The sequence below is a fragment of the Aeromonas sp. 130281 genome (assembly GCF_056642115.1).
In genome coordinates, this window is record NZ_JBWVQS010000001.1 from 1,086,531 (window position 1) to 1,111,720 (window position 25,190).

A 25,190-nucleotide genomic window follows, 5' to 3' on the forward strand; every position below is an offset into this window, starting at 1 on the left:
CCAATAAACCAGCAATCGACCGGCCCGTGCCGGTCGATTGCCATCAACGCCTTGCCATGGCAGGATTTTTGCGTACAATCGCTTTTGACAACTTGGGGCTGATTCTGGATTCGACAAGATTCACGAAACCCAAGGTGCATGCCGAGGTGCGGTAGGCCTCGTTAACAAACCGCAAAAAAATAGTCGCAAACGACGAAAACTACGCACTCGCAGCTTAATAACCTGCGCTGAGCCCTTCTCCCCTAGCTTGCCTGTGTCCTAGGGAATTGGAAGGTCATCCTTCACAGGATCGTGTGGAAGTCCTGCTCGGGGCGGAAGCATTAAAACCAATCGAGCTAGTCAATGCGTGGCGTGTCTCTCCGCAGCGTGTTGGCGAATGTAAAGAGTGACTAAGCATGTAGTACCGAGGATGTAGTAATTTTGGACGGGGGTTCAAATCCCCCCAGCTCCACCAAACAATGTTCCGGCCGGGAACGAAGAAGTACAAAAACCCGCAAGATTCAACGTCTTGCGGGTTTTTTGTTGTCCGCAGTAGTCCGAGCAAGTCGCCTAAATCCAGCCATAAGAGTAACATCTACGGTCACATTGGTTTTGTAACACCGGTTTCGGTGTTACTACTGGGGGGAATGTGCCGTGAGTAAAGACAAGCTGACCGACTCAAAGCTGAGAACCGCCAAGCCTGAAGCCAAGGAATACAGCTTGGGTGACGGTGACGGGCTTTACCTAAGGGTTAAGCCGAATGGTGCGAGGCTCTGGGTGTTCAACTACTACAGGCCGAGCGACAAGAAGCGCGCCAACATCAGTTTTGGCCCCTACCCTGATGTTACTCTTGCCGCAGCTCGAGAACGGCGGCGAGAGGCTCGTGCCCTATTGGCTCAAGCAATTGACCCCAAACGCCATAAAGAAGAGCAGATCGCCATCGTTCAGGCTCAGCAAGAGGCCTGCTCCAACACGTTCGAACGAATGGCTGCCAAGTGGCTGGAACTGAAACGGCACGACGTTAGCGAAGCCTATGCCGCCGATTCGTGGCGCTCCCTTGAGCTGTATGTGCTGCCTTTCATCGGCTCCATGCCCATCGACCAGATACGCGCCCCCCTGGTGATCGAACTACTGCGCCCTATTGAGGCTGATGGCAAGCTGGAGACAGTGCGCCGGCTGTGTCAGCGGATAAACGAGATCCTCGACTACACCGTTAACCACGGCCTGCTTGATGCCAACCCCTGCTCTGCCATTCGCAAAGTGTTCAAGAAGCCTGCCAAGAAGCATATGCCTACGCTCAAGCCAGAGGAGTTACCACTGCTGATGTCCGGCTGCGGTTGTCAAGCGAATCCATATGCTTGGTTAGGCCGATCATCGGTTTTTGCTGACGGAATTCTGTCATATAGCAATCAGTGTCTACTGTGGAAACTGGCACATCGTGTGGGGCAGTTTCTGGCGAGATATTTTACGATGCCAGGCAACAGAACCATCATCCATACACACACCTGAAAAACAGACTTGGCAATATCGATACCAACTACTTTGATCGTGTTCATGTGGTGCTCTCCCAAGTTGAACGCAGTCAGCTTAAGTATGAAACTGACCGCGCTGGGTGGGGGCGTCCATCACATCACTACACCTTCTCCCCAAAGAAATTAAAGATTCAATAAAGCTTTGACATGTGCATCAAGAGTTAAAAGATCATTCTCAGTCGCGCCGTCAAGCCTAGCTGTGATCTCAAGTGATAAATCTCTAATAGCTTGGATATGCACGTCATTTTCATCGAAAGGTGGGATATTCAAATACTTAGCGACACTAACACCCAAACTTAGCTTGGAAGCATAAGCTGATACTGCACCAGAAATTATAGGCGAATTTAGAAATCCTGTTAAATACGCAGCCTCTCCCTCTGTTTCAGTGGGAATAAAATAAAGCTTGTGATCCGGTATCACCAATTTTTCGCCCGCAAAACTAGATACCACACTTCCTACATAGGCAGCAGCAAATACTGTTCCGATCTCACGCCACAAAACTTTGTAAGGCGAGAATGTATATGGGCCCGTGCTCCATAGCGAATAAAATGCCTGTCCTTTCTGGAACCTTTTTAGGCTCGAACGAGCCTCAAGATAGGATTTAAAACGATTCAAAAACTTGAACACCAACGGAGAATGAATAGCGAGCTCAGGATCTCCATGCATCCCCCGCTGAGGAACTATGATACGTAAGTGCTCGTCTGGGACAGCGCAAAAAGGCCTCACTCCTTTGCCTCTGAGTAGCGGAAAAAGGTGTTCTGACTCAATTCTCGCGGTTATTTCTGGAATACCTTTCGTTTTACCGATGGAGGCGGCATTGCGTACTGTAACAGTGCTCTCATCGCCCTCTCCCATCTCGTAGACCCAGAACACTCCGTTACGATCTGCAGTAACACCTTTGCGAGCTTGGTACACTTGCTCTGCGCCAGAAAAAACTTTCGCGAATACAGCCTGCTCTTCATTCAGGCCAGTCAGCCAAGGCCGCCCGCCCTCTTCACCAGGCACCGGAACCGCCGTGTATTCGATCTGAGTTGCAGCTTGACGAAATGCCTCGGCGTTCCTTGAATTCCGTAGTGTCGAGGCTGACACATCACCAGTAGTCCAAATACGGTACGGTACAGGAAAAATAGTCGAAGAATCTCGCTCTAGAACCAGGAAACGAGGCATATTGGTCACACCGTCGAATGGACTAATTGCATCGAAGTCCTCAACCAATAGCACTTTGCAGTTTACTCGATTGGGACCGACAGAGAATCTGCGGAAACCAGCACTTGAGGGAGTAGTAAAAACTGAGCCCGGCATGAAAAAGCCAAGCCGCCCCGACGGTGCTAGGTAATGATAGATCGCCTGATAAGTCACAACTGTAGAAATATCTGCTTCGATTCCACCGACCCACTTATCATTACTGAAAACACCAAGCTGCTTGCATTGTGCTTGAATAGTCTTGGTGTATTCCTCAGGAAGATTGCTCCATTTTACCCAAGGAGGGTTGCCGCAGACATGACTCGATGGTGGGATAGCACCCGCAGCAAAACGATCAGCCAGAATAGCACACCAAATCCCATTCCATCCTTGTTCATGGAGAGATACTAGATTTCCGATAGTCGCCTCAACATTTTGGATATCGTAATCATCCAACAGCATTTGCTTGAGATCAAATCGAATCTCACTGTTTATTTTATCGGCAATAACATCGGCATCAATCAACACCCGGATTCTCGCAAATACCTTAAAAAAATCCGAATGGTTGATCATTGCCTCCGGTACTGAGAATTCTCTTGGGCCAACTTCAGTCTGCATGACATAGCTGTAACTTGGGCTTGGGAAAAGGCCGTTGCTCACGCGAGCAGGGTTGATGGCATCTGCTAAGTAGATCGGCAAGCGTATAGGATCAGTAGGATCCAAAAATGGGGAAAGAAATACAGCCAGAGATCCCTTTGCAGTTAGCACAGCTAGAGGGTTCAAATCAATCCCATTCAACCCCAAAAGCAAAGACTTTGCAGTGGCACTATCTCCTTGCTGTAATCGACGCCGGCGTAGCGCTTCAAGCAGAAACGTTCCTGACCCACATGTCGGGTCAGTAAGCGAGGCTTCCGTGTCCCACTCAAGAAGATCCATCCCATGTTCGGCAAGCCAGTCAGGAGTATAAAATTCTCCAAGAGCATGGCGGACTTCACGAGGAATAAAACGTTCATATATGCCTTTAAATAAATCTCGCGTAGTATTAGGATGCTTTTTTGCAATTGTGAAGTCGACACCGGATAACTTCCCAAACAAGGATTCTAAATGAGGTGTGTATTTTTCCAATCCACCATCATCTAAATACCAAGCAAAAAAATCACCGCTGAGCATATTTAGAATTCCCGAATGTTCAAAGAGCTCACCGGTTTCAATTGCTCGCAAACGATAAATTACTGGCACCGTCGAATCTAGAATATTCTGACTCGGCCGAGGAAGAGCACATGCAGTAACGATTTTGGCAATGATCGCGATGTAAGTATTAAGAGCAAAAAGATAAGCTGCAGGATTTTCATCATAAGATTGATCATGAGATATTTCTTGCCTAGCCAGCAGAGCCTTCATATTGGCAGGCTGAAAACCTACAACTTGACTAAAAAGCCTACGCCACTCTGTAAAAAGCATCTTCGTTTTGGAAGCACAGGGGTTAGACTCCGCCAGACATATATTTCTATAAAGTGTAGGAATTAACGCAATCCCATAGTCAGATTCTGGCCCAACCAGAGCATGCAATAGCTGAGGATGAACAAGCGGACGACCATCCTGCTCAAGAAAATCCAATAATCGGTTAGCGGCGTTGATGTCAAAAGGAATGACACTATCCCATTTCGGGCAAGCCTCTTCAAAACCGCCAAAGCTAATATGGGAACCATCCCAGATCACTAATATATAGTCTTCTAAGAGGCGGCCTTCTTCGGCTGAGAGAAGAAAAGCATATTCTTCAGCTTGATTTCGAGCATGCTGAGCCTTGCTATTGAGACGCCCACCAAAAGATCTAGGAGGCTCATACTCGATTACCACAGCTCCATGAGCTACATCAGCAAATTTAGTGGGTTTACCCGTTTCTTTAAGCGCTCTCTCCAGCTGGAATGGCGTCCATGGAATATTTCGTGCGTCACAGGCTATCTTAAGAACCCCCTCCAGCTCATGTCGTAATTGCGCCTCGTTTCTTGCGGCTTGTGCAGCATAAATGACTTTATTAACGAGCTGTGATGCAACTTTTGACACTATTGTAGCCTTATTACAATTGACGTAATTTTTATAACCGTGGAAGACAAGGGAATCTAACCACCGTCAGCGTCCCTCTATTTATATTTTCTACGTATTTTTTTTCAATCCAGCGCCGGTAAAGAGATGCTTGAAAATAACCTCAGCAAGCATCGGAGGTACTGCATTCCCAATCTGAGTAAACTTCGAGTCAGTATCTCCTACTGGCTCAAAATCATTCCCAAACGTCTGAATACGAGAACACTCTCTCCAAGAGAGTCGTCTCGGTATCTCGAGAATAGGTCGAGTAGGGTCTGCGGATAGATGTTCATATTCATCTGAGAAGTCCCACCTTTGCTTCCAGCCATCAGCTAGATTCGACCATGTCAGTTTCATAACTGGGCTTGCGGGATGCAATGTTACATGCCGCGAATTAGCAACCACTGTAAACGCTGGCTCACTCCACTTAGCTTTACGATTCCGGGACATGAAGTACCAAGAAAAATGGCCTTCTGGATCATGTGGACGCTCGTAAAACTCTCCCTCGGGCCAAAGAGGCAGACCCAAAATTGCATCACCATGAGATGTATATGGCTTAAGATCAGGCTTTTTCTTTGTTGCCTTTCCATGTGTTTCAGGCGGAAACTCAAAAATTTGATTTAAATCCTTCCTTACACCGACAATGAATAGACGCTTGCGTGATTGAGGAACTCCATATGCCTTGGCGTTGATGAGATGATGGCTAACAATATATCCTTCCTGCCTGTAGGCTGTCTCTTGCTCCTCCAAAAAGCTCCCAGCACCTAGTTGTTTCAACCCAGAAACATTCTCAGCTACGAAATATTTAGGACGAACGAGGCTTATTACTCGTAAGAACTGCTTATAGAGATTTGTACGCTCATCCTTCTTCGGGTTCCTATTCCCTGCCATAGAAAAAGACTGGCAAGGATATCCTCCAACGACAATATCTGCATTCGGAAATGCGAAGATCTGAGATATATCGCCATTTCTTACATCCGTATTGGGGAAATATTTTTCCAGCGTTTTACACGCATCTTTAAGAATGTCGTTTGCAAAAACAATATGACCTCCGGCAGCTTCGATACCGAAGTCCATCCCCCCACATCCGGAAAATAAAGATAGGACCCGGATTTCGTCTCCATTTTTCTCAAATATATTATTCACGTTGTCTCACATCAGATTTTTTTTCTTCCGAGCTATTACTCTGCTCCAAAAGCGGCCAGCGCGCTTTCAAGTATCCATCAACCGCATCTCGTACCACCCATGCAAGCGAGACACGGTGTTCCGCTGCAATCTTCTCCAGTACGGAGTACTGCTCTTCAGGAAAGCTTATAGATGCGCGAACACTACGCTCATGAGCACCTGGATCCTGCCGTCTTCGCTGTATTGACATAACATGCATTCTCACAATATCCCCTCACCATTCTACACCAAGGTGGTGAACTGTAAATACATCCAGCAGTTAAAAATCAGTGCTGATTCCTAACTACTATGGGACTTTCGTGAGGACTAGCGCCCAATCGCTGTCTTGAACCGCGGCTCTCTCCCGCCAACCCCAATCGCATCGCTCGTGGCTGTCAGTTTTTGCCGGTGAAAATACATCATGGCTCTCTGGGACTAAACACTTAATAGCCGGATGTCTGGACCAGTCTGCGCCAGGGGCCCGTGATGTCACAGTGCCCCGTTTCATCGGTATTTTCCCAACCCAGCCGGTGATAGAACGCCAGCGCCGTGGTGTTGCGGGTGGCCACCTTGAGGGATGCCGGGGGCTTGTGTCCGGCCAGCCCGGCGGCCAGCAAGGCCCGCCCCATTCCCTGCCCATGCCAGTCGGCCACCACATAGAGGTGATGCACGAAACTGTCAGGGCCCCAGATGGAGATAAATCCGCAGGGGGTACCGCCCTTCTCCGCCACCCAGATCTGCTCACCCCGGGTCTGCTCGGCAAAATCCTCCAGCCTAAACAGGGAGGGCTCGACCCAATGAAAGGCCTGCCGCCTCCCCTTGAGGAACAGTTGCGCCAGCATGGGTTCATCTGCATCTCGCATCATTCTGATCATGAAGACATCCTTGATTTGCCTGCTCACTGCCTCCCACTCTCGATGGATCCCGCCGCGCTGTCAAATCGGCAATATGGACCCCCTTGAATACGTGATGCTGTGACGCAGGGCTGCCTATTTTATCGCCTTAGGGGCTATACTGCCTGGGTCCCGTCCATGACTGGTTTGAGGTTCACTGATTTATGGATAACAAGCAAATAGAAGGCAGTATTCTGGTACCCGCCCATATCGACGATGTCTGGCGGGCCTGGACCACGGAGAGCGGTCTGCGCAGCTTCCTGGCGCCGGAGTGTCTGATGGTGCCGGAACCCAACGGTCCTTTCGAAATCTATTTCAGGCCAGAAGCCCCGCTGGGGGAGCGCGGCAGTGAAGGGTGCCGGGTGATGGCGGTCATGCCCCATGACTTGCTCAGCTTCAGCTGGAATTTCCCGCCCCAGTTTCCCCATATCCGTCAGCAGAAGACCCAGGTCAGCCTGCGCTTCGTGCCCGAGGGTCAGGGCACCCGGCTCTATTTCCTGCAAACCGGCTGGGCCAATGACCCGGATTGGGACCTGGGCTATGCCTACTTCAGGGAGGAGTGGCTGGAGCTCAGTCTGCCAAGGTTGCAGTATCGCTTCACCCACGGCCCCATCGACTGGAACAACCCGCCGGGCAAACAGCAGTTGAAATCCCTGGCCCAGTGAGGGGGGATTGAAATGAAAAAGGACCCTGTACGGGTCCTTTTTCTATGGCATTCAGGTGGTTATTCCACCGGCTCTTCGTCGAACAGGGGGTGGTAGAGCACCTCGCCCCGCAGGCCGGCCAGCCCCCCGGGCTGCAGCTCCATCGCCATGAAGCAGTCGGCGGGCACCTCGTAGATGCAGTGCAGGCCGAAGTCGCTGGCGGGCCTGAAGCCGAAGCGGCCATAGTAAGCCGGATCGCCGAGCACCACCACCGCCTTCCAGTCCATCTCCAGCGCAGTATCCAGCCCTTCCCGCACCAGATCCGAGCCTATGCCCTGCCCCTGCCAGTCCGGATGGACGGCCACCGGCGCCAGCCCGAGCCAGGGACCTTCCTGGCCGTCAATGGTGATCGGGCTCAGCATCAGGTGCCCCATGAACTCGTACTCTTCCTCCTCGACCATGGTGACCACGGCGGCCCCACACTCGCGCAGGCGATTGACCAGTTCGGCCTCGTCGGGACGACCAAAGGCGGCGCTCACCAGCTCGTAGACTGGCAGCATGTCGCCGGGACGCTCGGTTCTCAACATACAGGGTTACTCCTCGTACAGCAGGGCGGCCATTATTTCACAGAAGTGGCCCCTGACTTGAGTGCCTTTATCCGAAAATGGGAGGGCTGACTCAGGAAAACGAATGGCCATTCGTGCACAAAGCGTCGCAATGCACCTTCTTCCCACCGGCTTCGCCAGCATCAAGCACCAGGCTCCCCCAGCAATCGCAGCAGATACCCGAGGCCAAGCTCGCCCCTGTCCTTGAGCAGGACGCCGCCACCATGGGCCTGCACTCCGGGGGCCTCAGGTACCAGCCAGGCGAGCGGATGGCACCTGACCGTCAGCCCTGCGGAGAGGCGCCGCTCGCCACTCGCCTCGGCCCCTTCCATGAAGAGCGCCACCTCCTGCCCCCCGATCTCGTCCTCATGGAGGATGGCCACCGCCACCCGCTCGTCTTCGAGCCAGGGGGCCAGCGCCCCCTTGAGGCCGTCCGGCAGGTGCGGCGGGCGATCCAGCCGCCAATGATCCAGTTCAGCGGGTTGGCGTGCCGACCCGGGCCGCCGACCGCAATGGTGCATGCCGAGCTTGGCCATCACCCGGCCGGAGGCCAGGTTGCCCGGCATGTGGCGGGCGGTCAGGGCGGGCAGGCGCAGCTGCTCGAAGGCAAAGGCCCTGACCAGCCGTCCCGCCCGGGTGGCCAGCCCGCGGTTTTGCCAAGGGACACCCACCCACCAGGCCAGCTCGCCGTGCCAGTGCAGGGAGATGACCCCGAGCAGAGGGGCCGGCTCATCACCTGGGGGCAATGTCAGGGCCCAGGTCCGCCCCAGCCCGAGGGCGGCCTTGCGCCCGCTCATGGCGAGCCAGTCGCGGGCCGCCTCCGGTGGATAGGGGTGGGGGATGTTGAGGGTGTAGCGGGCAAGCGCCGCATCCGAGCAGTAGCGCAGTATGGCCGGCTCGTCGGTGGCTTGCAGCGGCCGCAGCACCAGGGCCGGGGAGGCTGCGCTCCCGGGTTCACGCAGCAGGGGCGTGGTCAGACGCCGGGCCAGCAGGCGTTGCAGTGCGGCGGCCAGATCCCCATCGGCACCGAGGCGCATGTCCGCCCCATTGGGCCCCAGGGTGAGCAGGCCGCTCTCCTTGGCCAGGGTCAGGAGGACGCTGAAGGCAGAGATCAGGATCTGGCGGCTAGGATCCGCCGTCATGAGGGGCGACTCATCCTCCCCCAGCCAGGCGGCGAGCAAGCCGCTGGCCGAGAGGATGCCGTCGGGCGGGCAGCAGGCCCAGGGCGCAGGGGTCACTGCCCCTTGCTCGCCGCCCCTGCCGCGCAGCAACTGCCAACGGTTGCCCTGCCCCTGCCACCCCTGCAGCGCCCCCTGCCAGCGAGGCTGCCAGAGCACCTCTTCTATCAACAGTTCCATGCTTCCCCCTGCGACCGCCGAACGGCGCAGCATAACCGTCTGCTAATGGTTTGTTAACCCATATTTTTAGCATGGTTAAACGGCATACCCCATGAAAAAATGCCATATGGCCAGCTTGATGGCGGTCACATTAATGCCCCCCTGCCCTTCCTATCATGCCCCCATCTCGCTGCGGCCAGCGCCGCTCGTGAATGACAACGCATAACAAGAGAACACACTATGCAGCAAACCAGCCCACTCAAAACGGTGTTAGTCAGTACCCTGGCGACCGCCCTGCTGATCTTCGTGGCCCAATACCTCATCGGGAAGCAGGAGATCAGAATAGGCATCGCCATCATCCCCATACTGCCCATGCTCTTTGCCGTCATCATCGGCATGATGGTCTCCGCCAAGCCCGTCAAGGATCGCATCCCCGGCTGGAAGCGCCTCTTTGGCGAGAAGGAAGAGGGCTTCTGCGGCAAGATGGTGGGCTTCAGCCTGCTGATCCTGGGCACCCAGTATGCGGGCATGATCATCCCCAACCTCAAGATGATCCTGAGCGTCGGTGTGCCGCTCTTCCTGCAGGAGATAGGCAACCTGCTGCCCATCCTCATCGCCATTCCGCTGGCGGTGAAGTTCGGCTTCGGCCGCCGCGCCATCGGGGCCTGCTCCTCCATCAGCCGTGAACCCTCGGTCGCGGTGATCCAGGGCAAATTCGGCACCGGCTCCCAGGAGTACATAGGGGTGCTCGCCATCTACCTGTGCGGCTCCGTCATCGGCACCCTCTGGTTCAGCGTGCTCGGCAGTATCGCCCCGCTTACCGGTCTGCATCCGCTGGCCCTGGCCGCCGGCTCCGGCGTGGGCTCTGGCTCCATGCTGAGCGCCGCCTCCGGCGCCCTGATCAACGGCCTCGACGAGGCGCTGGCCCAGCAGGTGCTGAGCATAGCCGCCGCCTCGAACCTGCTCTCGTCGGCCCTGGGAGCCCTCTCCCTCACCTATCTGGGACTGCCGCTTGCCGAGAAGATCTTCGCCATATCTACCAAAGGAGAGAAAGCATGAAAAGCATCGTGATGGATATGCGCTTCGTCTTCCTGGCGATCCTGCTGGCCATGTTCACCCAGACCCTGACCACGGGCACCCCGCTCTGGCTCATGGGTGACAGCTTCGTCGCCATGTCCCTGGTGGTGTTCGCTTCCCTGGTGGCCAAGCGCTATCTGCCCTCGTCCCTGCCGGCCTTTGCCTATGCCACCATCATCGGCATCCTCATCTGCCTGCCCGAGACCCCGGTGCGCGGCCTCTTCATCGACGCCGTGGCCAGGATCTCCTTCCTCTCCTGCTGCGTGCCGCTGCTGGCCTTCGCCGGTCTCTCGGTGGGCGGTCAGCTCGAGGAGCTCAAGAAGATGTCGTGGAAGGTGATCCTCATCTTCATGATCGTCTCCACCTGCTGCTTCTTCGGCGCCTCCCTGGTTGCCCAGCTCGGTTTCTCCATTCAAGGGATCATCTGATGAACCACTACCATATCGAACCTGACCTGCTTGCCCTGCGCGACTTCAGCCACGAGGTGCGCCACCACCTGCACCGCATCCCGGAATACTCCGGGGCCGAGTTCAAGACCTCCGCCTACTGCCGGGGATTGATGGAAGAGTTCGGCTACCAGATCACCCTGTACCCGGGTTTCACCGGTTTTCACGGGGATCTGCACATAGACCCTGCGCTGCCCACCATAGCGTTTCGGGCCGACATGGATGGCCTGGAGATGCACGACATGAGCGAGGTGGCGTTCAAGTCCACCCACGAGGGAATGGCCCACAACTGTGGCCACGACTCCCACATGGCGATCGCCCTGACCACGGCAAAATACCTGGCAGGGCACAAAGAGCGGCTGCGCTACAACGTCCGCGTCATCTTCCAGATGGCGGAGGAGGACATGCGGGTGCCGGGGGCCGAGAAGATGGTGGAGCTCGGCTGCATGAAGGGGGTGGACGAGGTCTATGCCCTGCACAACGACGGTGCCATGGAGACGGGCACCATCAAGTTCAACCAGGGGGTCATGTCCTCCTGGGGCTCGGCCTGGACCCTGGATGTGCACGGCATCTCCGCCCACGGCTCCACCCCCCACAAGGGGCTGGATGCCATCCGCGAGGCGGTGCGGATCATCGAGGACATGGACTACATAGTCGCCAAGCGCACCAGCCCGTTCAGCCCGGCGGTCTTTGGCTGCGGCATGATCAACGGTGGCACCATTCCCAACGCCGTCGCCGATCATGTGCAGGCCCGTGGCACCATCCGCGCCATGGACGCCGAAACCGACCAGATCCTGAAAAACAGCTTCAGGGACATCATCGCCCAGAGCGAGCTGCGCGGCTTCAAGACCACCATGGTCCATGCCGGCTACCCGGCGGTGGAGAACCACGCCGAGGCCTGCGAGCGCCTGCTGCAAGCCGCCGCCGACGTGCTGCCCGCCGAGGGCATCAATGCACAGGGCCAGCCCATGACCGGCAGCGAGGACTTCAGCTACATGATCAACGCCACCCCGGATCGCAAGGGGGCCATGTTCTTCCTCGGCAGCGGCTGCCAGGCCAAGGGGATCTGCAACTACCTGCACGCCAATCCCTATTACCTGGACGATGACTGCCTGCTGGTGGGAGCCCAGATCTTTGTCAATCTGGCGACCAGAGGCGATTAATCCCGCATACCGATAAACAGAAGAGAGGCCTACGGCCTCTCTTTTTTTGTCTCTGTCGTTCAGGGCTGCGGCACGGATCCGGCGCTACAACCAGGGCAGGGTCGTCGACGGGGCTGGCGTTCCCTGGTTGAGCAGCGCCAGCTGCACCGTCTCCCGGCTCACGTGGGGGGCATAGAGGTGGATGAAGTCGTACATATAGTCCCGCAGGTGGGCGTGCCTGCGCAGGCAGACATGGGCCACGCTCGAGGCGATCAGATGATCGATGTTGAGACAGACCAGGCTCTCCCTGTCTCCCTCGTCGAACGCCGAGGTGGCGATCACCCCGACCCCCATGCCGAGACGCACATAGTGCTTGATGATGTCGCTGTCGGTGGCGGTCAGCACTATGCGAGGGCTGAGGCCATGACGACCGAACGCCTTGTCCATCTTGGAGCGACCGGTGAAGCCGAACACATAGGTGATGAGGGGATAACGGGCCAGATCCGCCATGGCGAGCGGCTGGCAGTCGAGCAGCGGATGACCGTGGGGCACCACAACGCCGCGTCCCCAGCGGTAACAGGGCACGGTCGCCAGCTCGTCGAACAGGTGCATGGACTCGGTGGCGATGGCCATCTCCACATCCCCGTTTTGCACCATCTGCGCCAGCTGGGCCGGCGCCCCCTGATGCAGCTGTATGCTGACCTCGGGATAGCGGCGGGAGAAGGCGGTGATCACCGACGGCAGCTTGTAGCGGGCCATGGTGTGGGTGGTGGCAATGCGCAGCACCCCGCTGGTGGCCAGCTGATCCCCAAGGGAGAGCTGGCCAATCTGCTCCACCTGGGCAACCACCCCCTTGGCCAGCTCCATCACCTGCTCCCCCATGGGGGTCAGGCCCACCAGGTTCTTGCCCTTGCGGGTGAAGAGCGCCAGCCCCAGCTCGTCTTCCAGCATCTTCATCTGCTTGCTGAGGGTCGGCTGGGAGGTGTAGAGCTTCTCTGCCGTCGCCGAGATGTTGAAGTTGTTCTTCACTATCTCGGTGAAGTTCTTGAGCCTGGCTATGTTCATCAGGGGGCCAGTCGCTCTATGTGCCAGCCATCCCCCTCGCGGGTGTAGTAGAAGCGATCGTGCAGGCGATGCTCGCCCCCCTGCCAGAACTCCACCGTCTCGATCCGCACCCGGAAACCGCCCCAGAAGCTCGGCAGCGGCACCTCGCCATTGGCAAACTTCTGCTTGAGCTCCAGGAACTTGGCCTCCAGCACGCCGCGGGCCGAGATGCGGGTCGACTGCTTGGAGACCCAAGCGGCTATCTGGCTATCCTTGGGACGGCTGTGGAAGTACTTCATCACCTCGAAGGTACTCATCTTCTCCACCCGGCCGGTCACGTGCACCTGGCGGTCCAGGGGGTGCCAGGGGAAGAGCAGGCTGATGCGGGGGTTGCCCTCCAGCTGATGCGCCTTGCGGCTGCCCATATTGGTGTAGAACACCATGCCCTCGGCATCGTAGTGCTTGAGCAGCACGGTGCGCTGCCAGGGCTGGCCGTCGGCATCCACTGTGCCCACCACCATGGCGGTGGGGTCGGTCAGCCTGGCCTCGCACGCCTGGGCCAGCCACTTCTCGAACAGGACGAGAGGCTCGGCCGGCAGATCGGCACGGTGCAGTCCGCCCCTGGTGTATTCACGACGCAGATCAGCCACATCCATCATCTTGATTTTCCTTCTCTCTTTCTTTGCCGCCCCTGCGGCTATGGGTGCAGGCATTGTGCGACGAGCACGCCATGGGTACAAGCCTGGGGGCGGCCAAATGCCGGCACCAGAAACACAAAGGGAGGCCTGTGCCTCCCTTTTTCTGCCGTCAGCTTGCCGCCTGCCTATGGTTTGCCGTCAACCGGCGGGCAATGGGCCAGCATTTGCCGGTTATATTCCGCCGCATAGGCGCTCAGCCTGGCGTGGGCCTCCTTCTGATCCGGCTTGATGACATCGCCGAGCCCCTCCAGGTAGCGCACGCCACAGCGGGCCTTGGCCGCCGCCTGCTGATCCGCCGCGATGCCGGGTGCCACCTCGCCACGACCGGCCCGCACTATCAGCCGGTAGTCCTGCCTTGCCAGGCTGGCACTGACCGCCTGATCCAGGGTGTCGGCATCGGCCTGACAGCCGCCGAGCAGGGCGAGCAGCAGCACGCCGGCCAGCCTCATGCCCGCCTCCGTTGCCAGCCCAGCAGCGCCAGGGCCAGGGTCCAGAAGCCGAGGGCGCCACCGCCACCACCGCCGCCCTCTTCCCCACGTTGGGTCACCGACAGCTTGAGCGGGCTGATGGCGAAGAAGAGGTTGTCACTGCAGGCCACCTTCAGCCTGGCGGTACCGTCGTTGCCTGCGGGTATGGTGACGCTGGCCGAGCCGGAGTTGGGCTGGCCGCTGGCGAGCAGGGTCCAGCTCACCCCCTCGTCCCGGGTCAGGGAGAGATCCACCTTGCTGCAGTTGATGGGGGCCGCGTTGGTACCGGCCACGTCCCAGCTGATGGTCTGGCTGGTGCCGGCTCCCAGCGGGGTCACCAGCGGGCTGGTCAGGGCAAAGGCCTTGCCGGTGTTGACCACCTGGATCTTCATGTCGTCACTGGCGACACCGCCCTTGCCATCCCGCACCGTGAGGCGGAAGTTGAGATCCCGGTTGGTGGCAGGCCAGGCCTCCCCCTTCGCCAGGGTGTTGGTGAGCAGGGAGGGCAGGCTTGGCAGGGTACGCTCCGGCAACGCGGTCGGCGCCACGAAGCGAAACAGCGGGCGACTGCCGTCGTCCACCATGCTGGCGACGCTGAAGGACTCGGTGCCGAGATCGATCTGCTCCCAGGTGTAACTCAGGGGATCCTGATCCAGATCCGCCCCGGCGCCCTTGAGCACGAAGGGGGTGTTGGCCGGGATCACATAGTCGTTGCCGGCGGCGACCTGGGGCGCGTTGTTGGTCAGGCGCTGGGGAGTGCCGCAGCTCGCGACCGTGGCCATGTGGGCTCGCATCTGCTCGATGGACTTGCTGTGGAAGTAGGGCAGGCTGTTGGCCTGCAGGTTCTCCTCCCCGCAGATCCCCGCGTAGGCCATGATGGAGCTGCCGCTGCCGGGCTCCCAGGCCTGGCTGGCCTCCCGGTTGCCGCCGCCACAGCTGCCTGTGGTGCCGTTGAAGGTGTGGTCGGCGCCGAACTGGTGACCGATCTCGTGGGCCACGTAGTCGATGAAGAAGGCATCCCCCACCGGATCCGGGGAGCCCGTCATGCCCGCCGATTTCTCCGCGGTGCAGAGCACCCCCAGCCCCGCCAGGCCGCCGCCCCCGGTGTTGACCACGTGACCTATGTCGAAGGGGCCGAGCTTGGTGCCAGCCTGGGTCTGTGCCTGCTGCTGCACAGTGACGTTGGCATCTATGTCACCGTCATCGTTGTTGAAGGGATCGGTAGCGGTGTCGGTGAAGATGATGGTGTCGTTGCCGCTGGCGAGCTGGAACTCGGCGGCGACGTCACGCTGGTACACCTCGTTGACCCGGTTGAGCAGGGTGGCGATGGCGCCGAGACCCGCCTCTACGGTGCCACCGTGATACTGGGTGTACTCCCCCGCCGCCGAGATGGCGATGACGTAGCGCTTACGCTCGTTGCCATCCACCAGGACCTGACGGGCCAGCGCCTTGGCCTGGGAGCCGATGACCCTGTCCGCCTCTTCCTCCAGCCGGCTGTGGGCATCCTGCTGGTAATAGATAGCGTAGCCTTCACCGTTTCTGAGCGGGTCCACGAACACCATGCGGCCCTGGTGGCTGAACATGGCGTGGAACCCCTGGGGACCGAGATCGAAGCGCCCCGTCTCCACCGGGTTGGACTCGTCATACCCCTTGAATGCCAGAATACCGGGATACCTGGCGGCGAGATCCGATGGCAGCAGATCATAGGCCTGCAGGTTGAAGGTCACCTCCTTGCCATCCGGCAGCGGCAGGGTCAGTCGGGGCTCCCCTCCCTGCAAACCGGCGAAGTGATCGGCCGGCACAGTGGCAATGCGATATTGGCTGGCCCGCACCTCATAGCCATCGGCGGCGGTGGCCCGCGCCGCCACCGTATTCCACTCACTGGCGGCCAGGCCGGTGGCGTTCATCAGACCGGCTACCAGCAACGCCAGCGGAGAGTATTTCATCAACTGCATCTTTGTTATTCCTTTTTCCATGCGTTCGCCTGAACTGCCTCAGCATCATTTTCCTGCCAGGGTGAGAAGTCCAGCCCCATCCTCTGTACATTCCCCGAATGGGGACGGTTGCACCAATGCAGTCTAGCCCCTATCATGGCGCGGATTTGTCCGTTTCAGAACCCTCCTGTGTCACGGGCCGGTTCATCCTTTTTTGGCCAAGGTTAATCTCATGCTCAAATCCCCACTGTTGCCCCGTTTCGGGGATCTGGTCGTTGCCATTGTTGACGATGTACTCGGTCAGGGTCTCACCCTGGACCGCGCTTATGCCCGTCACTTCTCCGGCATCGAACTCAAACCGCAAGAACAGGCAAGGATTGCCCTGGTCACCGGCGACCTGCTGCGTCGTCTCAGCCTCTATTGCTTCCTGACCGGCATCCAGGTGCGTCAGGCCGAAAAGAATGTCTGGCCGCTGCTGCACAGCTGGCACGCCTTCCACAAGATTGCCCAGCCCAACAACCCGACCCTGGATCGCTTCAATGAAGAGGCATTCCGCCGCCGTCTGACCGAGGCGAAGAAGAACCCGGTGCTGATGGATGGTTGCCCGAGCTGGCTGGAGAAGCTGGGCAGCGAGCAGCTGGGGGAGGCCTGGCCTGCCGAGCGTGCCGCCCTGGCCTGGATGCCCAAGCGCTACCTGCGGGTCAACACCCTCAAGTGCACCCGGGAAGAGCTGCAGGCCATACTGGCCAAAGAGCATGTCACCACCATTCCGGTTGACGGGGTGGAGACTGCCCTGCAGGTCACCTCGGACGCCGCCCTGTTCCGCACCAAGGCCTTTGCCGATGGCTGCTTCGAGCAGCAGGATGCCGGCTCCCAGCTGGTCGCCGCCGCCCTGGAAGTGACCCCGGGCATGCGGGTCATCGACGCCTGCGCCGGTGCCGGTGGCAAGACACTGCACATCGCCGCCATGATGGAAGGCAAGGGCCGCCTGCTGGCGATGGACGTGGAAGAGTGGAAGCTGGAGAACCTCAAGCAGCGCGCCCGCCGCGCCGGTGCCCACAACGTGGAGACCCGGGTCATCACCAGCAGCAAGACCGTCAAGCGCCTCAAGGAGAGCGCCGATCGCGTGTTGCTGGACGTGCCCTGCTCCGGTCTTGGCGTGCTCAAGCGCAATCCGGATGCCAAGTGGCGCGACACCGCCGAGCGCCTGCCGGTGCTGGTCGCCCTGCAAGAAGAGATCCTGCAGCGCTACAGCCAGATGGTGAAGGTGGGCGGCCTGCTGGTCTATGCAACCTGCTCCATCCTGCCAGAGGAGAACCGCCAGCAGGTGGACAAGTTCCTCGCGGCCAACGAGAACTATCGCCTGCGGGATGACCACACCGTCAGCCCCTCAGAGACCGGCTTCGACGGTTTCTACATGGCACGGATCGAGCGCATCGGCTGAGAACCCGCTCACGATCTGACTGCGAGGCCGTGATCAAGGCTCATTTGATGCTCGTAATCCTCATGTGTATCTACACACTCCGGTTCCTCCGCGGCTCTTCACCTTGCTGACAGCCTCTCGTGACACATCGTGAACAGGTTCTGGGCTGTCAGCGCACCCATAGAAAAGGGGAGCCAATGGCTCCCCTTTTTGCATGATGTGGATGCGACCTTATTCGGCGGCGGCATCATCCTGCTTGTGCTTGGCGGCGACTTCCTTGATCAGGGTCTGCAGCTCGCCAGCCTGGAACATCTCGATCATGATGTCGCAACCACCGACCAGCTCACCTTCCACCCACAGCTGCGGGAAGGTCGGCCAGTTGGCAAATTTCGGCAGCTCGGCACGGATGTCCGGGTTTTGCAGGATGTCGACGTAAGCAAAGGGCTCGCCACAGGACATCAGGGCCTGGGAGGCCTGGGCAGAGAAACCGCAGCTGGGTAGCTTGGGGGATCCCTTCATGTACAGGATGATGGGATTCTCAGCCAGCTGCTGTTTGATCTTTTCAATAGTTTCCATAAATGCCTCACTAGAGCGATTTCGGCGGCCATTCTACTGCAAACCGGGCAGACCACAAACTGGCAAACCGTCCCGAATGCAAGAAGTGATGAATCAATACGCCGCAGCTTGATCCGGATCATGGCGAGAATCAAGAGTTGTTCGCCCATCTTTGATGCTGCTACAATCGACGGGCTTTGGGCCGTCTGGCCCCATCATTTCAAGAACAATTCTTTTCAACATAGAAAAGAGTACGCAATGTCTTGCAACCGTCGCCTTCGCACGGCCCAGCCAATGGAGAGTAGAAAATGGCTTTCGAACTTCCCGCTCTGCCCTATGCAATCAATGCTCTGGAACCGCACATCTCCCAGGAAACCCTGGAATATCACCACGGCAAGCACCACAACACCTACGTGGTCAACCTGAACAACCTGGTGCCGGGTACCGAGTTTGAAGGCAAGTCTCTGGAAGAGATCATCAAGACCTCCACTGGCGGTGTCTTCAACAACGCCGCCCAGATCTGGAACCACACCTTCTACTGGCACTGCCTCTCCCCGAACGGCGGTGGCGAGCCCACCGGCGCCCTGGCCGATGCCATCACCAAGGCGTTCGGCTCCTTCGCCGAGTTCAAGGATGCGTTCACCAAGTCTGCCATCGGCAACTTCGGTTCCAGCTGGACCTGGCTGGTGAAGAAAGCCGACGGCTCCCTGGCCATCGTCAACACCTCCAACGCCGGCTGCCCGCTGACCGAAGCCGGGACCACCCCGCTGCTGACTGTCGACCTGTGGGAGCACGCCTACTACATCGATTTCCGCAACCTGCGTCCGAAGTACATGGAAACCTTCTGGGCCCTGGTCAACTGGGAATTCGTGGCCAAGAACCTGGCTGCCTGATAGCCTCTTTCTTGCCAAAACGCCCCGCACTGCGGGGCGTTTTTTTATGGCGAACGACCAACGAAAAAGGCGCCATGGGCGCCTTTCTGATAACCATGGGTCGTTACTGGTCTATCTCGTCCAGGTACTCGTCCAGGTTGCTGTCATCCTCCTGCTGGCCCTGCTGCTTGAGCTCAGGCTGGCGACCCGTCACCTTGCCGTCGTTGTACTGCAGGTAGAAGTCCTTGGTCAGGGCATAAGGATCGAGCGCATTGTCGATGATCCGCTCCTGATCGATCAGCTTGGAGCGCGTGCCCAGGCCATCCAGCGCCCAGTGCACGAACTTCATCGGGAAGGTCAGCAGGGCGTAGGGGAAGTAGAGGGTATCGATGGTGTCCCCCACCAGCTCGCGGGTGGTGGTCGGGCCGTAGACGGGCACCATGATGTAGGCGCCATCCCCGATGTCCGCCTTGCCGAGCACAGTATCCATCTCCAGCATGTTGCGCTCGAGGCCGGCATGCTTGGCCACGTCGAAGATCCCCAGCAGACCTATGGTGGTGTTGAGGGTGAAGCGGCCCAGGTTGGTCCCCGCCCCCTTCAGATCGCCGACCAGCAGGTGGTTGATCATGCTGCTTGGCTCGTCGAAGTTCTCCACCAGGTTGTCGATGCCGTCCTTCATCCCCTGCGGCACATAGCGGGCATAGCCATGGACCACGGGCCGGGCCACATAGGGTTCCAGCACGTCGTAGTTGATGGCCCACATGGCCCGGTTCGCCCCCTGGAAGGGGTCGCGGGGATCGCTGGCCGTGCTGGATGCCCCGGGGCGGATGGGGGTTTCGTTGAGATCCAGGCTCTCTGGGCCCGGCTTGGGAGGGCCACCGGCACAGCCCCCCAACAGCAGTGCCACTGCCAATGCTCCTGAACGCAGATACATATGAAAGTCCTAAGCTTTTTTGGGAATCTTTATGGATTATAGGTAGGCCCGCCCCGTCCCGGGGTCGGGCCAAGGGGGTATTAGAGTGCGTGATCGATGCGGATGTCAATCGGCGCTGTGGGGATGGTGGTGGTCGGCACTGTGACCGAGACCCCCTCGAAGGCGCCTTCCTTGTTCATGACGTTGCCGCCCCGGGAGAGGCGAGCCTTGAACTGCAGCTCGGGATAGGCCGCCAGCTTGCTCCCCTCTATCATGGCATCCCCATCCCCCAGTGACAGGGTGAGGGGCAACTGCGGACCCGGGATGCGCTTGACCGCGATGGGCATGGGCGGGCCATTGGGGATCACCGCAAAGACGAACAGGTGGGCATCCTCCGGCAGCTGGATGCCCGGCGCCAGAGTGATGTGCAGGGGATACTCTCCCTCCTTCACCGCCACTACCTGGGCATTGCCCTGCTCGGCCTGGGCGGCGGGTGCGGCTGTCACGACGATGCCGCGCTGACGCAGTTGCTGCTCGGCATACTCGATGGAGCGCTCCACCATGGCGTGACGGGTCGAGCCCTTCTCCAGCAGCGGCAACATGGCTCGCCAGCGCACCAGCGCGGTCTGGAAGTCCTCTTTCTGCAGCGCCATGAAGGCATGGACCGAGCGCGCCTCTATGTTGGCCGGATCCTGGGCGATGGCCGCCTGCAGCAGCTGATCCGCCCTGGCCTCCTCCCCCGTCATCATCAGGGCCTGGGCATAGGGTACCGCCACCATGGCCTTCTGCGGGGCCAGGGAGTAGGCCCGCTCCAGCGCCTCGCGGGCCATCTCGGGGTCGTTGCCATCCAGGGTCAGACGCCCCAGCAGCAGCCAGCCGCGGTAGTCGTTCGGTTCATCCTTGAGGCGGGTACGCAGGCCTAAGGTGAAATCCAGCAGATCCTGCTCTGTCACCTCGGCATCCCGCTCCACCAGGATGCGGTTGCTCAGCTCCCCCAGACGGCTGCTGGCATCCTGCCAGCGGCTCACCTCCTGCCAGGCCCCCAGCTGGTAATAAAGCCCCAGACTCACCACCACCAGCACCAGCACACCCGGGATCCAGGTCAGGCTCTTGCCGCCGCGGGCGCTCTGCTCCACGTCGGGGATGTCGTCCAGCAGGCTGCGTTGCAGCTCCACCAGGGACTCGGCCTCCTCGGCCAGTATCCCCTGCTCACGCTCCTCGCCTATCTCCCGCAGACGCTGACGGTAGAGCTGCTTGTTGAGGGCCGAACGGCTGATGCTCTGGCGACCCTCGCCGCGCCACAGCGGCAGGATCAGCGCCAGGCTCGCCAGCGCCAGCAGGGCCGCGATCACTATCCAAAATGCGGTCATTGTTTCTCTTCCTCTTTGAGCAGCTCGGCCAGACGGCGCCGCTCTTCTTCGCTCAGGGCGTTATCCATTCGTTTTGTCGCCGCCGGGGCACGGCGGCTGCGCACCACCACAGTGGCGGCACCGATGACGATGACCAGCAGGGGGCCCAGCCAGAGGATCAGGGTGGAGGCCATCAGGGGGGGATCATAGAGGATGAAGTTGCCGTAACGGGCCACCATGTAATCCACCACCTCCTGCTTGTCCTTGCCTTCCCGCACCATCTGGTAGGTCTTGTCCCTCAGATCCTTGGCGAGCCCCGCATTGGAGTCGGCGATGTCCTGGTTCTGGCACTTGGGGCAGCGCAGCTCCTTGGTCAGCTCGCGGAAGGTCTGCTCCTGGGCATCGCTGTCGAAGGTGTAGACGTCGATGGCGGCGCGAGCCTGGCCGGCACCCAGCAGGCCCGCCAGCAGCAACAGGGATGCAATAAGCGTTTTCATCAGAGTTGCCCTCACTTCATGGCCTCGAAGATGGGTTTGAGGGTCGAGGCCCAGACCTCGGGATTGACGTCCCCCACGTGGCGATAGCGGATGATGCCCTGGCTGTCGATGAAGAAGGTCTCGGGGGCGCCGTAGACCCCCAGATCCAGCCCCAGCATGCCGTCCGGATCATAGAGGTTGACCTCATAGGGGTTGCCGAGCTCCGCCAGCCACTTGATGGCCTTGTCCCGCTCATCCTTGTAGTTCATGCCGACGATGGGAATGCCCTGCCCCGCCAGCTGCTTGAGGTAGGTGTGCTCCCCATAGCAGGTCGGGCACCAGGTGGCCCAGACGTTGAGCAGCATGGGACGCCCCTTGAAGATGCTCCTGTCATGCTGCTTGTCGAGGTCGTAGATGTCCTGCAGGGTGAACACGGGCACCTCCTTGTCCACCATCACGGATTCCAGCTTGGTGGGGTCCGAGTAAAGCCCCTTGAACAGGAACACGGCCCCCATCAGGAAGATGATGAAGGGCAGCAGAAACAGCCAGGTCTTCTTGCTCATGCCTTGGTCTCCTCGTCACGACGGCCGAACCGGTAGCGCTTGTCCAGCATGGCCAGCACGCCGCCGATGGCCATGAAGACGCCGCCGAACCAGATCCAGCGCACGAAGGGCTTGTAGTAGATCCGCACCGCCCAGGCGCCGTTGTCGAGCTGTTCGCCCAGCGCCGCATAGAGATCCCGGGTGAAGCCGGCATCGATGGCGGCTTCCGTCATCGGCATGCGACTGACCTTGTACATCCGCTTCTCGGGCTTGAGCAGGGCCACCTGCTTGCCGTTCCTGTGCACCTCAAGCACCCCCTTGAAGCCGTCGTAGTTGGGGCCGTTCTTTTCGCTGATGCCGGCAAACACGAATTCGTAGTCGGCGAAGTGCACCCGATCGCCGGCCTGCATCCGCAAGTCCTTCTCGATGCTGTAGTTCTGGGTGCAGGCGATGCCGATGATGCTGACCGCGAGCCCCACGTGGCCGAGGATCATGGCCCAGTGGCTGTTGCCGAGTTTGCGCACCCCGGTGGCAAAGCCGTGCTTGTGGGTGGCGCGCACCCAGGTCTCCTGGATGCTGGTGATGATGATCCAGCTGCCCAGGCCTATGCCGAGCGCGGCCCAGGGCTTGAACTCCCCGGCGAAGAGCTGCGGCAGCAGCAGGGCGGCGGCCAGGCTCAGCCCCAGGGCCAGCACCACCTTGCCCTTGAGCTCACCGAGCTCCTGACGGCGCCAGCGGAACAGTGGCCCCACCCCCAGCAGCAGGGCAAACGGGATGATGAGCCAGCTGTAGATGTGGTTGAAGAAGGGGGTGCCGATGGAGATGCTGCCAAGCCCCAGCTCCTTGTGCACCAGGGGCAGCAGGGTGCCGAGCAGCACAGTCAGCAGGCCTGCCACCAAGAGGATGTTGTTGCCAAGCAGCAGGGTCTCGCGACTCCAGAGCTCGTGCTTGCCGTGGCTCTTTACTTGGGAGCCCTTGAAGGCGAACAGCAGCAAGGAGCTGCCTATCACCGCCAGCAGGAAGCCCAGGATGAAGAGGCCGCGGGTCGGGTCGGATGCAAAGGCGTGGACCGACACCAGCACGCCGGAGCGCACCAGGAAGGTACCCAACAGGCTCAGGGAGAAGGCCGAGAGCGCCAGCAGCACAGTCCAGGCCTTGAAGGTGGCGCGCTTCTCGCTCACCGCCAGGGAATGGAGCAGGGCCGTGCCCGCCAGCCAGGGCATGAAGGAGGCGTTTTCCACCGGATCCCAGAACCACCAGCCGCCCCAGCCGAGCTCGTAATAGGCCCACCAGGAGCCGAGCACTATGCCAAGGGTCAGGAAGACCCAGGCCGCCATGGTCCAGGGACGGGACCAGCGCGCCCAGGTGGCGTCGAGGCGCCCCGTCATCAGGGAGGCGATGGCAAAGGCGAAGGCCACCGAGAAGCCGACGTAACCCATGTAGAGCATGGGGGGGTGGAAGATGAGGCCGGGATCCTGCAGCAGGGGGTTGAGGTCGCGCCCATCCACCGGGAAGTACGGCAGGGTGCGGGTGAAGGGGTCAGAGGTGAACAGCACGAAGGCGGTGAAGCCCACCGAGATGAGGCCGAGCACCCCCAGCACCCGCGCCACCGCATCCAGCGGCAGGCTGCGGCTGAACAGGGCCACGGCCGCGGTCCAGCCCCCCAGGGTCAGCACCCAGAGCAGCAGGGAACCCTCGTGAGCCCCCCACACCGCCGAGATGCGGTACTGCAACGGCAACAGGCTGTTGGAGTTGGTGGCCACATACTGCACGGTGAAGTCGTTGTCGACGAAGGCCCAGGTGAGGCAGAGGAAGGAGAGCAGCAGCAGCAGGAACTGGCTGTAGGCGAGCGGACGGGCCGCCGACATCATGCCGAGACGCCCCAGTCGGGCGCCGATCAGCGGGTAGCTCCCCAGCAGCAGGGCGGTGGCAAAGGCCAGGATCAGTGCGAATTGCCCCAGTTCAGGGATCATGGCTGACTTCCTTTCAATTGCGCCGCGACCAGAACCGGTGCACAGGCATGAGACGGTGAGAACTGCCCTACTTCGGGGATCATTGACTATTTCCTTTCGATGGCGCTGTGAGACATACCGATCCGGCGGCGAAACGAGGTGAACACAAGATCAAGGCTGCCAACGTCATTGCTTGGCCCCCTGCAATTGCGCCTCGGTATATTCGGGCTTGAAGTGCATGCCATTGGTGGCGTCCGCCACTTCCGGCGGCATGTAATTCTCGTCGTGCTTGGCCAGCACCTCGAAGGCAGCCACCGTGGTCGCATCCTTGAGGGTGCCCTGGGCGACTATGCCCTGCCCTTCCCGGAAGAGATCCGGCAGTATGCCGTCAAACTCCACCGTCACCAGATGGCCCCCGTTGTCCACCAGCTTGAAGGCCACCTTGAGGCTCTGGGGATCCCGCTGCACCGAGCCCGGCACCACCAGGCCGCCGATGCGCAGGCGCTGACCCTCTTCCGGCTTGATCTTGTCCGGCCCCTTGCCTTCCACCAATTCGCTTGGGGTATAGAAGAGATCGATGTTCTGGCTGAGGGCATAGAGCACCAGACCAGTCACGCTGGCGAGGCCCAGGCTGATGGCCAGAATGATGGTGAGGCGTTTCTTGCGTCTCGGGTTCATAGGGTGTTCTCCATCTGCTGGGCCGCCTTGCGACGGGCCTCGCGGGCCTGCTTGTTGCGCAATTCGCCGAGCAGGCTGCGGGTTTTCAACCGGGTGGAAATGACGATGCCGACCAGGCAGATCGCGGTCAGGCCGAAGGAGAGCCAGACGTAGAAGGCGTAACCGCCCATGGCCATGAAGTCGCTGAATGAGGCAAAGTGCATG

At 59.4% G+C, this 25,190-nt stretch carries 23 protein-coding genes, 1 other RNA gene and 1 pseudogene; 8 read left to right on the plus strand and 17 right to left on the minus strand.

What is annotated here, in order from left to right; translation table 11 throughout:
* The first annotated feature begins 94 nt into the window (after nucleotides 1-94).
* Nucleotides 95-454, plus strand: a transfer-messenger RNA (tmRNA) gene (ssrA, locus tag AC1IN8_RS04790).
* 179 nt (nucleotides 455-633) lie between these two features.
* Nucleotides 634-1,308, plus strand: a pseudogene (locus AC1IN8_RS04795) (integrase arm-type DNA-binding domain-containing protein); the annotation flags it as partial.
* A 326-nt stretch (nucleotides 1,309-1,634) separates the two neighbouring features.
* Here AC1IN8_RS04795 and AC1IN8_RS04800 read toward each other — a convergent pair.
* The 3 genes from AC1IN8_RS04800 to AC1IN8_RS04810 form a co-directional block, all read right to left on the minus strand.
* The gene (locus AC1IN8_RS04800) at nucleotides 1,635-4,757 is read right to left on the minus strand and encodes an N-6 DNA methylase (protein WP_479758221.1); all 3,123 of its coding nucleotides are present in this window, start codon (nucleotides 4,755-4,757) and stop codon (nucleotides 1,635-1,637) included.
* Nucleotides 4,758-4,847: 90 nt separating this feature from the next.
* On the minus strand, nucleotides 4,848-5,921 hold the full coding sequence (locus tag AC1IN8_RS04805) for a DNA cytosine methyltransferase (RefSeq protein ID WP_479758223.1): 1,074 nt from the start codon (nucleotides 5,919-5,921) through the stop codon (nucleotides 4,848-4,850).
* A gap of 461 nt (nucleotides 5,922-6,382) precedes the next feature.
* Entirely contained in the window at nucleotides 6,383-6,814 is a 432-nt protein-coding gene (locus AC1IN8_RS04810) for a GNAT family N-acetyltransferase (protein WP_479758224.1), read from the minus strand.
* Nucleotides 6,815-6,996: 182 nt separating this feature from the next.
* Here AC1IN8_RS04810 and AC1IN8_RS04815 point away from each other — a divergent pair, with 182 nt between their 5' ends.
* Nucleotides 6,997-7,497, plus strand: coding sequence for an SRPBCC family protein (locus tag AC1IN8_RS04815; RefSeq protein ID WP_202046392.1), 501 nt, complete (start codon nucleotides 6,997-6,999; stop codon nucleotides 7,495-7,497).
* A gap of 59 nt (nucleotides 7,498-7,556) precedes the next feature.
* Here AC1IN8_RS04815 and AC1IN8_RS04820 read toward each other — a convergent pair whose 3' ends face one another.
* Nucleotides 7,557-8,063 carry a GNAT family N-acetyltransferase gene (locus tag AC1IN8_RS04820; RefSeq protein ID WP_139435242.1) on the minus strand — a complete coding sequence of 169 codons (507 nt, stop codon included), beginning with the start codon at nucleotides 8,061-8,063 and terminating at the stop codon, nucleotides 7,557-7,559.
* A 161-nt stretch (nucleotides 8,064-8,224) separates the two neighbouring features.
* Nucleotides 8,225-9,439 carry a GNAT family N-acetyltransferase gene (locus AC1IN8_RS04825; RefSeq protein WP_479758226.1) on the minus strand — a complete coding sequence of 405 codons (1,215 nt, stop codon included), beginning with the start codon at nucleotides 9,437-9,439 and terminating at the stop codon, nucleotides 8,225-8,227.
* Nucleotides 9,440-9,658: 219 nt separating this feature from the next.
* Here AC1IN8_RS04825 and AC1IN8_RS04830 point away from each other — a divergent pair, with 219 nt between their 5' ends.
* The 3 genes from AC1IN8_RS04830 to AC1IN8_RS04840 are packed head-to-tail and all read left to right on the plus strand — an operon-like array spanning nucleotide 9,659 to nucleotide 12,104.
* Nucleotides 9,659-10,477 (plus strand): DUF3100 domain-containing protein, encoded by an 819-nt coding sequence (locus AC1IN8_RS04830; protein ID WP_479758228.1) that lies wholly within the window; start codon nucleotides 9,659-9,661, stop codon nucleotides 10,475-10,477.
* Nucleotides 10,474-10,923: a hypothetical protein gene (locus tag AC1IN8_RS04835; protein ID WP_139435248.1), complete on the plus strand. Its 450-nt coding sequence runs from the start codon at nucleotides 10,474-10,476 to the stop codon at nucleotides 10,921-10,923. The genes AC1IN8_RS04830 and AC1IN8_RS04835 overlap by 4 nt, the downstream gene beginning before the upstream one ends.
* Nucleotides 10,923-12,104, plus strand: coding sequence for a M20 metallopeptidase family protein (locus AC1IN8_RS04840; RefSeq protein ID WP_479758230.1), 1,182 nt, complete (start codon nucleotides 10,923-10,925; stop codon nucleotides 12,102-12,104). Before AC1IN8_RS04835 ends, AC1IN8_RS04840 begins: the two co-directional genes overlap by 1 nt.
* 84 nt (nucleotides 12,105-12,188) lie before the next feature.
* Here the strand turns inward: AC1IN8_RS04840 and AC1IN8_RS04845 are convergent, their stop codons facing one another.
* The 4 genes from AC1IN8_RS04845 to AC1IN8_RS04860 form a co-directional block, all read right to left on the minus strand.
* The gene (locus tag AC1IN8_RS04845; RefSeq protein ID WP_429109508.1) at nucleotides 12,189-13,148 is read right to left on the minus strand and encodes a LysR substrate-binding domain-containing protein; all 960 of its coding nucleotides are present in this window, start codon (nucleotides 13,146-13,148) and stop codon (nucleotides 12,189-12,191) included.
* Nucleotides 13,148-13,786, minus strand: coding sequence for a pyridoxamine 5'-phosphate oxidase (pdxH, locus tag AC1IN8_RS04850; RefSeq protein ID WP_202046396.1), 639 nt, complete (start codon nucleotides 13,784-13,786; stop codon nucleotides 13,148-13,150). Before pdxH ends, AC1IN8_RS04845 begins: the two co-directional genes overlap by 1 nt.
* A 164-nt stretch (nucleotides 13,787-13,950) precedes the next feature.
* Nucleotides 13,951-14,274 (minus strand): hypothetical protein, encoded by a 324-nt coding sequence (locus AC1IN8_RS04855; protein WP_139435256.1) that lies wholly within the window; start codon nucleotides 14,272-14,274, stop codon nucleotides 13,951-13,953.
* Entirely contained in the window at nucleotides 14,271-16,247 is a 1,977-nt protein-coding gene (locus AC1IN8_RS04860; RefSeq protein WP_479758233.1) for a reprolysin-like metallopeptidase, read from the minus strand. Before AC1IN8_RS04860 ends, AC1IN8_RS04855 begins: the two co-directional genes overlap by 4 nt.
* A gap of 211 nt (nucleotides 16,248-16,458) precedes the next feature.
* Between AC1IN8_RS04860 and AC1IN8_RS04865 the strand changes: the two genes are divergently transcribed.
* Nucleotides 16,459-17,670, plus strand: coding sequence for an RsmB/NOP family class I SAM-dependent RNA methyltransferase (locus AC1IN8_RS04865; RefSeq protein WP_202046398.1), 1,212 nt, complete (start codon nucleotides 16,459-16,461; stop codon nucleotides 17,668-17,670).
* 210 nt (nucleotides 17,671-17,880) lie between these two features.
* Here the strand turns inward: AC1IN8_RS04865 and AC1IN8_RS04870 are convergent, their stop codons facing one another.
* On the minus strand, nucleotides 17,881-18,225 hold the full coding sequence (locus tag AC1IN8_RS04870) for a Grx4 family monothiol glutaredoxin (RefSeq protein WP_139435261.1): 345 nt from the start codon (nucleotides 18,223-18,225) through the stop codon (nucleotides 17,881-17,883).
* Between the two features lie 287 nt (nucleotides 18,226-18,512).
* Here AC1IN8_RS04870 and sodB point away from each other — a divergent pair, with 287 nt between their 5' ends.
* On the plus strand, nucleotides 18,513-19,097 hold the full coding sequence (sodB, locus tag AC1IN8_RS04875; RefSeq protein ID WP_010673954.1) for a superoxide dismutase [Fe]: 585 nt from the start codon (nucleotides 18,513-18,515) through the stop codon (nucleotides 19,095-19,097).
* Between the two features lie 103 nt (nucleotides 19,098-19,200).
* On the opposite strand, the gene AC1IN8_RS04880 is transcribed toward sodB, so the two are convergent.
* The 7 genes from AC1IN8_RS04880 to ccmD all read right to left on the minus strand — a co-directional run bounded on the left by AC1IN8_RS04880 (nucleotide 19,201) and on the right by ccmD (nucleotide 25,189).
* Complete coding sequence (locus tag AC1IN8_RS04880) at nucleotides 19,201-20,010, minus strand: MlaA family lipoprotein (RefSeq protein ID WP_479758236.1); 810 nt, start codon at nucleotides 20,008-20,010, stop codon at nucleotides 19,201-19,203.
* A gap of 80 nt (nucleotides 20,011-20,090) precedes the next feature.
* Complete coding sequence (gene ccmI / locus AC1IN8_RS04885; protein WP_479758238.1) at nucleotides 20,091-21,359, minus strand: c-type cytochrome biogenesis protein CcmI; 1,269 nt, start codon at nucleotides 21,357-21,359, stop codon at nucleotides 20,091-20,093.
* Nucleotides 21,356-21,835: a cytochrome c-type biogenesis protein gene (locus tag AC1IN8_RS04890; protein WP_139435267.1), complete on the minus strand. Its 480-nt coding sequence runs from the start codon at nucleotides 21,833-21,835 to the stop codon at nucleotides 21,356-21,358. The genes ccmI and AC1IN8_RS04890 overlap by 4 nt, the downstream gene beginning before the upstream one ends.
* A gap of 11 nt (nucleotides 21,836-21,846) precedes the next feature.
* Complete coding sequence (locus tag AC1IN8_RS04895; RefSeq protein ID WP_139435269.1) at nucleotides 21,847-22,377, minus strand: DsbE family thiol:disulfide interchange protein; 531 nt, start codon at nucleotides 22,375-22,377, stop codon at nucleotides 21,847-21,849.
* Complete coding sequence (locus AC1IN8_RS04900; protein ID WP_202046402.1) at nucleotides 22,374-24,329, minus strand: heme lyase CcmF/NrfE family subunit; 1,956 nt, start codon at nucleotides 24,327-24,329, stop codon at nucleotides 22,374-22,376. The genes AC1IN8_RS04895 and AC1IN8_RS04900 overlap by 4 nt, the downstream gene beginning before the upstream one ends.
* Before the next feature lie 165 nt (nucleotides 24,330-24,494).
* Nucleotides 24,495-24,986, minus strand: a complete 492-nt coding sequence (gene ccmE / locus AC1IN8_RS04905; RefSeq protein WP_025326269.1) for a cytochrome c maturation protein CcmE — start codon at nucleotides 24,984-24,986, stop codon at nucleotides 24,495-24,497.
* Nucleotides 24,983-25,189 carry a heme exporter protein CcmD gene (ccmD, locus tag AC1IN8_RS04910; RefSeq protein ID WP_202046403.1) on the minus strand — a complete coding sequence of 69 codons (207 nt, stop codon included), beginning with the start codon at nucleotides 25,187-25,189 and terminating at the stop codon, nucleotides 24,983-24,985. Before ccmD ends, ccmE begins: the two co-directional genes overlap by 4 nt.
* Nucleotide 25,190: the final 1 nt, after the last annotated feature.

Coding starts and splice junctions, on each gene's coding strand:
- AC1IN8_RS04810 (WP_479758224.1), bottom strand. CDS start 6,814: ATGATCAGAATGATGCGAGATGCAGATGAACCCATGCTGGCGCAACTG.
- AC1IN8_RS04815 (WP_202046392.1), top strand. CDS start 6,997: ATGGATAACAAGCAAATAGAAGGCAGTATTCTGGTACCCGCCCATATC.
- AC1IN8_RS04820 (WP_139435242.1), bottom strand. CDS start 8,063: ATGTTGAGAACCGAGCGTCCCGGCGACATGCTGCCAGTCTACGAGCTG.
- AC1IN8_RS04825 (WP_479758226.1), bottom strand. CDS start 9,439: ATGGAACTGTTGATAGAAGAGGTGCTCTGGCAGCCTCGCTGGCAGGGG.
- AC1IN8_RS04830 (WP_479758228.1), top strand. CDS start 9,659: ATGCAGCAAACCAGCCCACTCAAAACGGTGTTAGTCAGTACCCTGGCG.
- AC1IN8_RS04835 (WP_139435248.1), top strand. CDS start 10,474: ATGAAAAGCATCGTGATGGATATGCGCTTCGTCTTCCTGGCGATCCTG.
- AC1IN8_RS04840 (WP_479758230.1), top strand. CDS start 10,923: ATGAACCACTACCATATCGAACCTGACCTGCTTGCCCTGCGCGACTTC.
- AC1IN8_RS04845 (WP_429109508.1), bottom strand. CDS start 13,148: ATGAACATAGCCAGGCTCAAGAACTTCACCGAGATAGTGAAGAACAAC.
- pdxH (WP_202046396.1), bottom strand. CDS start 13,786: ATGATGGATGTGGCTGATCTGCGTCGTGAATACACCAGGGGCGGACTG.
- AC1IN8_RS04855 (WP_139435256.1), bottom strand. CDS start 14,274: ATGAGGCTGGCCGGCGTGCTGCTGCTCGCCCTGCTCGGCGGCTGTCAG.
- AC1IN8_RS04860 (WP_479758233.1), bottom strand. CDS start 16,247: ATGCAGTTGATGAAATACTCTCCGCTGGCGTTGCTGGTAGCCGGTCTG.
- AC1IN8_RS04865 (WP_202046398.1), top strand. CDS start 16,459: ATGCTCAAATCCCCACTGTTGCCCCGTTTCGGGGATCTGGTCGTTGCC.
- AC1IN8_RS04870 (WP_139435261.1), bottom strand. CDS start 18,225: ATGGAAACTATTGAAAAGATCAAACAGCAGCTGGCTGAGAATCCCATC.
- sodB (WP_010673954.1), top strand. CDS start 18,513: ATGGCTTTCGAACTTCCCGCTCTGCCCTATGCAATCAATGCTCTGGAA.
- AC1IN8_RS04880 (WP_479758236.1), bottom strand. CDS start 20,010: ATGTATCTGCGTTCAGGAGCATTGGCAGTGGCACTGCTGTTGGGGGGC.
- ccmI (WP_479758238.1), bottom strand. CDS start 21,359: ATGACCGCATTTTGGATAGTGATCGCGGCCCTGCTGGCGCTGGCGAGC.
- AC1IN8_RS04890 (WP_139435267.1), bottom strand. CDS start 21,835: ATGAAAACGCTTATTGCATCCCTGTTGCTGCTGGCGGGCCTGCTGGGT.
- AC1IN8_RS04895 (WP_139435269.1), bottom strand. CDS start 22,377: ATGAGCAAGAAGACCTGGCTGTTTCTGCTGCCCTTCATCATCTTCCTG.
- AC1IN8_RS04900 (WP_202046402.1), bottom strand. CDS start 24,329: ATGATCCCTGAACTGGGGCAATTCGCACTGATCCTGGCCTTTGCCACC.
- ccmE (WP_025326269.1), bottom strand. CDS start 24,986: ATGAACCCGAGACGCAAGAAACGCCTCACCATCATTCTGGCCATCAGC.
- ccmD (WP_202046403.1), bottom strand. CDS start 25,189: ATGCACTTTGCCTCATTCAGCGACTTCATGGCCATGGGCGGTTACGCC.